1 pseudogene is annotated in these 5,564 nt (G+C 67.6%); it reads right to left on the reverse strand.

Annotated features, from left to right (window positions below):
* Positions 1–5,564, reverse strand: a pseudogene (locus tag LQT98_RS11955) (hypothetical protein); the annotation flags it as partial.

The raw sequence follows: 5,564 nt of genomic DNA on the forward strand, positions 1-5,564 counted from the left end.
ATCGTAAACAGGTTCTTAGCCACTGCTCATTGTAATAACTTGGCCGTTTCAACGCCCGCTCCATCCCTCCTCCGCCAGGCGCCGGTCGTTGCTCAACATGCACACGAGAGGATTTAAGCGTTACCCATCCTGAACCCGCGGTGCTCAGCAACGATGCGCTTCCCTCTATTAGGGGGTTTTTCCCTACAGCCACGCCCGGCACCTTAGCCGCCCCCGCCGTCACCACCCCGCCGCTGCCCTCCTGCGGCACCGCGCTCACCCAGCGCTGCGCCTGCACCAAGGCCTCGTCGCGCGCGTTCACCATCTTCGGCTGTTTGGTCTGCACCCGCTGGTTGCGCGCGTCGTAGTCGCTGATCGTCAACCGCAGGCCGCTGTCCGGCCGGTTGATCGCCGCCAGGATCTGATCCCGGCTCAGTTGCCGCAGGTCCACGTTCTCCGATTCGATCTGCAGCGTGGCGTTGCCGTTGGCGTCGTACAGGTAGGCGCGGGTGACGCCGCCTTCGTTGCGACGAAACACCCGGCCGGCGCCGTCGTAGTCAGTGAACTCCTGCCACGCGCCCTGGCCGTCGGCGCTGGTCCGCTTGCCGTCGATCTCGCCATAGGCGTTGTAGTGGGTTTCGAAGCGCATGCCGGTCGCCTGGTCGCGCTTTTCGGTCTGACGCCCGGCCGCGTCGTAGCGGTAGCCGCTCACGTCGTTGACTTCGCTGCCGTCGGCCTGGCGTCGCGCCCGCTGGGTTCGGGTCAGCTGACCGGCGGCGTCGTAGTCGTAACGGATGGTATTGCCCAGCGCGTCGCTCTGGCTCAGTAGCCTGCCGCCGGCGCCGTATTGGTAGCGCACGATCTGGTCGTCGGCTTCGCTGGCCTCGTCCAGGCCGCGGCGGATCTGGCGGCTCATCTGGTCCAGGCCGTTGTATTCGCTGTCACGGGTCGGCCGCACGCTGCGGCCTTCGTAGTCGGTATAGGCCGCGTCCTGACGTCGGGTCTCGCGGCCCTGCGCGTCGTAGCGCCAGTCGGTCACTTGGCCGGCGGCGTCGGTCTTTTGCGTCACCTTGCCCAGCGCGTTGTACTGGTAGCGGGTGCTGACGGTGACCACGTTCTGGCTTTGGCCGTCTGCGCTGGCCACCTGGAGCCCCAGGCTGCGCTCGACGCTGATGCGGCCCATGCGGTCGTAGTCGGTTTCGCGCACGCGGTCGTCGGCGTGCGAGCTGAGCCGCTGGCGCAGCGTGGCCAGCGGGGTGGCGCTGTCATAGCCGCTGATCGCGCTGGCGTAGCGGGTTTCGCGGATCGCCCGGCCGGCGGCGTCGTAGTCCCAGGCGGTGGCGTAGCCAGCGGCGTCGACACTCAGCAGCTTGCGGCCGGCGCGGTCGTAGTCGTGGCGCTGGCTGCCGCCGCGGGCATCGATGCTTTCGATCAGGTTGCCGTTGGCGTCGTAGCGCTGGCGGCTGATCAGGTCCTGGGTCGACTCGGTGTAACCGCCTTTGACCGTGCCCTGGCCCACGCTTTGCGCCGGCAGGCGGGTTTCGATCAGACGGTTGTTGCCGTCGTAGGCGTAGCGGGTTTCTCGCCTCTCCCCATTCGCCGGCGCCGGCACCCCGCCGTCCGCCGACAGGCCCACCGGGCTGGCGTAGACGCGCTGGACCAGGATGTTGCCCGCCGCGTCGTAGTCCCATTCGCTGAGCACGCCGTCGCCGTTGCGTTCCGCCACCTTGCGCCCCAGCGCGTCGTAGCGGCTGCGGGTGATCTGGCCGTTGGCGTCGCTGAATTCGATCTGCCGGCCGGCGGCGTCGTAGCGCCAGCTTTGGCTGGGGCTGACCGTGGCTTCGCCGCCATCCAGGGTGTAGACCGGCAGCGCGTCGCTGGTCTGGCGGATCAGCCGGTTGTTGGTGTCGTACTGGTAGCGGGTGGTGCGTTGTTCCGGCCGACCCTCGGCTTCCACTTGCAGCGTGCGGTTGCCGAAACCGTCGTATTCGAAGCGTTTGACGCTGCCCAGCGGACTGGTCTCTTTGAGCACCCGGCCCTGCGCGTCGTAGATATAGTGGTAGGTGCCGCCCAGTTTGTTGAAGTATTTCAACTTGTTGTCAAAGGCGTCGTAGGCCATCCGTTCAACGCCGCCCTCGGCGTCGAAGATGCGGGTCTGCCGTCCCAGCGCATCGTGTTCGATCCGGGTCACCGCGTCGCGCTGGGCATCGACGACCAGGGTTGGCGCCACGCCGGCCTGGAGCGCGGCGGTGTCGACGCGGGTGGCGTAGCGGGTGATGCGGGTCGTATTGCCCAGCGCATCGTACTCAGTGCCGGTGGCATCGCCTTCCGGATCAATGTGTAGGGTCTGGCGGCCCAGCGCGTCGTAATAGTTGTAGCCGCTGTAGCCGCGCGGGTCGGTGATCTTGATCGCATTGCCGGCCGCGTCGTAGTCGGTGATAGTGACACCGCCCAGCGCGTCGGTTTCACGGATCTTGCGACCGAGCGCATCGTAGTCGCGGCGGGTGGTGTGACCATTGGCATCGGTTTCGGCGATACGCTGCCCCAGGGCGTCGAGCTGGTAGGTGGTGGTGGCCTGTAGGGCGCCGTCGCCGCGGGTTTCGCGGATCAGGCGGCCGGCGGCGTCGTAGCTTTGGTGGGTGACTTGGTCCGCCGCGTCAAGCACCAGCGTCGGTTTCCAGTCGCTCGGTCCCGAGGCGTCCAGCGCCAGTTCTTCAAACTGCGCCCGCGTCGCAAACAGCCAGGAGTCGTTCTCGCCCGCCGCGGTATTGGTCTTGCGCAGCGTCGCCACGCCGCGCACCGTGCCTTCCGGTGCAATCCCATCGGCCACTGTCCGTTTGTAGCCAGCCAGCTTTGAGCCGCCCGGCAGGTTCTCTGCCGGGGTGTTGCGATGCGCGCCCGTCTGCTCCGACGTGGCGCCCAGCGCCTGACCCGCCGCGTTGAACCACACGATGTGCAAGCTGGTATTAGCGCGATGCGCGCCGGTGTACACCGAGAACGCGTAACGGCGCCCGGCCTGCACCGGCACGCTTTGCACCAGTTCCTGATAGGCGTCTTGCGGGTGGCGACCGGTCTGGTGCAAGTAGACGGTGTTCTCGCCGGCCAGGCCCTCCGCTATCCGCCAGTCGGCGTCCAGGTTGCCGCCCACATCGGCTGCGGCGTTCCACGCGGCGTAATCCCAGCCCGCCACCTTGCCCGGCGCCGAGGCTTCGAACAGGCTGTTGCGCAGCAGGTTGGCCTGGGCGCGGTCTTGCAGGCGTTCCGCCGACAGCCCCATCTGCGCCAGGCTTTTGGCATAGCGTAGGGTGTCGGTGACATTGCCGGCCGCGTCGTAGCGGCGCTCGGTCACATAGCCCTGCGCGTCGACACTGAGGCTGGGTCGCCCGGCCGCGTCGTAGAAGCTGCGGCTGTGTTGGTCAGCCACGTCGGCCACCAATGCCGGCTTCCAGTCACTGGGTCCCGAGGCGTCCAGCGCCAGTTCTTCAAACTGCGCCCGCGTCGCAAACAACCAGGAGTCATTCTCGCCCACCGCGGTATTGGTCTTGCGCAGCGTCGCCACGCCGCGCACCGCGCCTTCCGGTGCAATCCCATCGGCTACTGTCCGTTTGTAGCCAGCCAGCTTTGAGCCGCCCGGCAGGTTCTCTGCCGGGGTGTTGCGATGCGTGCCCGTCTGCTCCGATGTGGCGCCCAGCGCCTGACCCGCCGCGTTGAACCATACGATGTGCAGGCTGGTATTCGCGCGATGCGCGCCGGTGTACACCGAGAACGCGTAACGGCGCCCGGCCTGCACCGGCACGCTTTGTACCAGTTCCTGGTAAGCGTCTTGCGGATGGCGACCGGTCTGGTGCAAGTAGACGGTGTTCTCACCGGCCAGGCCCTCCGCTATCCGCCAGTCGGCGTTCAGATTGCCGCCCACTTCGGCATCAGCGTTCCACGCGCCATAGCCCCAGCTCGCCACCTTGCCCGGCGCCGAGGCTTCGAACAGGCTGTTGCGCAGCAGGTTGGCCTGGGCGCGGTCTTGCAGGCGTTCCGCCGACAGCCCCATCTGCGCCAGGCGCTTGGCGTAGCGTATGGTGTCCGTCCCCCGCCCCGCCGCGTCGTAACGCCGCTCGGTCACATAGCCCGCAGCATCAATGCTCAGGCTCGGACGCCCCATCGCGTCGTACACCGTGCGCGTGCTTTGGTCTTTCTCATGCGTGACCAATCGCCCCGCCAGCTCGGCCATCGTCAGCACCGTGGTCAGGCCGTACACCGATACCGGCGTCGCGTAGCGTCGGCTTTGCACCGCCTGCCCCGCCGCGTCGTATACCGTTTCCGTCATCAGCCCTTGTACGTTGAGGCTGTAACGCAAACGGTCATTGTCGTCATAGATGTAGTGGGCCGTTTTGCCCGCCGCATCGGTCTTGGCCACCACATTGCCGTTACCGTCGTATTGGTACACCGTGCTCAGCTTCAAGCCGTCCGGGTCCACCGTCTCCCGCACCCGCCGCCCCGCGCCGTCGTATTCGTATTCCGTGCTCTTCGCCTGCGCCGTCCCCGCCGCTTCCGTCACCCGGATCTGTCGTCCCTGGGCGTCGTAGCGGTAGGTGGTCGTCAACTTGAGCCCGGCCGGGTCCACCATCACCGCCTCCAGCCGCCCCGCCGCGTCGTAGCGGCTTTCGGTCACCCGGCCGTTGGGCTCGGTCTGCCGCTGGATCCGGCCCTGCGCGTCGTATTCGCTGCGGCTGCTCAGTTTCAAGCCATCCGGGTCCACGGTGCGTTGCAGCACCCGCCCCGCCGCGTCGTATTGGTAGACGGTGCGGGTGCCGTTGGCGTCGACGCTCTCGATCCGATGACCGGCGCTGTCGTAGCCGCTACGGGTGGTCCCCGCCGCCGTGGTGGTGCTCAGCAGTTGGCCGTCGCGGTTGTAGTGGTAGGTCGTCGCCTGACCCAGCCCGTCTATCAGTTGCACGGTGTCGCCATGGCCGTTCTTCTGGGTGATGATCTGGACGCCGTCCGCCTGGGTCACGGTGACGCGGCCGCTGGCGTCGTCGTAGGCGGTGGTGGTCACGTGGCCCAGCGCGTCGCTCTGGCTCTGCACCCGGCCAAAGGCGTCGTAGGCGTGGCTTTGGCGGCCGCCTTGCGGGTCTTGCGTCGTGATCTGGCGGCCCAGTTTGTCGTAGTCGAGCCGGCGGCGGTGGCCGTTGGCGTCCACGCTTTCGATCTGCCGGCCGAAGGCGTCGTAGCTCGATGCCGTCCGCAACGCCAGCCCTTCGGCGTCGCGGGTCTGGCTTTGCAGTTGGCCGCGCCGGTCGTAGCCGCTGGTCTGCCAGCTGCCGCGCGCGGCGTCCAGCCGCAGTTGGTGGCCGACCGCTTCGCCGAAGGCGTTGTAGCGCCATTGTTCGCGTTCGGCGTTCAGCCGGTCGCCGGCGGCAATGCGCTGGCCCAGGCGGTTGTACTGGCTGGTTTCCAGGCGGTCGCCGTCACTTTGCAGTCCGCCGGGCAAGCCACTTTGGCTGCCGCCGTTCAGCGCGGCCAGCGCGCCGGCGCCGAGCCGGGTGGCGTAGTGTTGGCGGGCAATGACGTCGCCGAAGGCGTTGTAGCGC

Source organism: Chromobacterium aquaticum (genome assembly GCF_021129195.1).
In the GTDB taxonomy this organism is placed as follows: Bacteria; Pseudomonadota; Gammaproteobacteria; order Burkholderiales; family Chromobacteriaceae; genus Chromobacterium; species Chromobacterium aquaticum.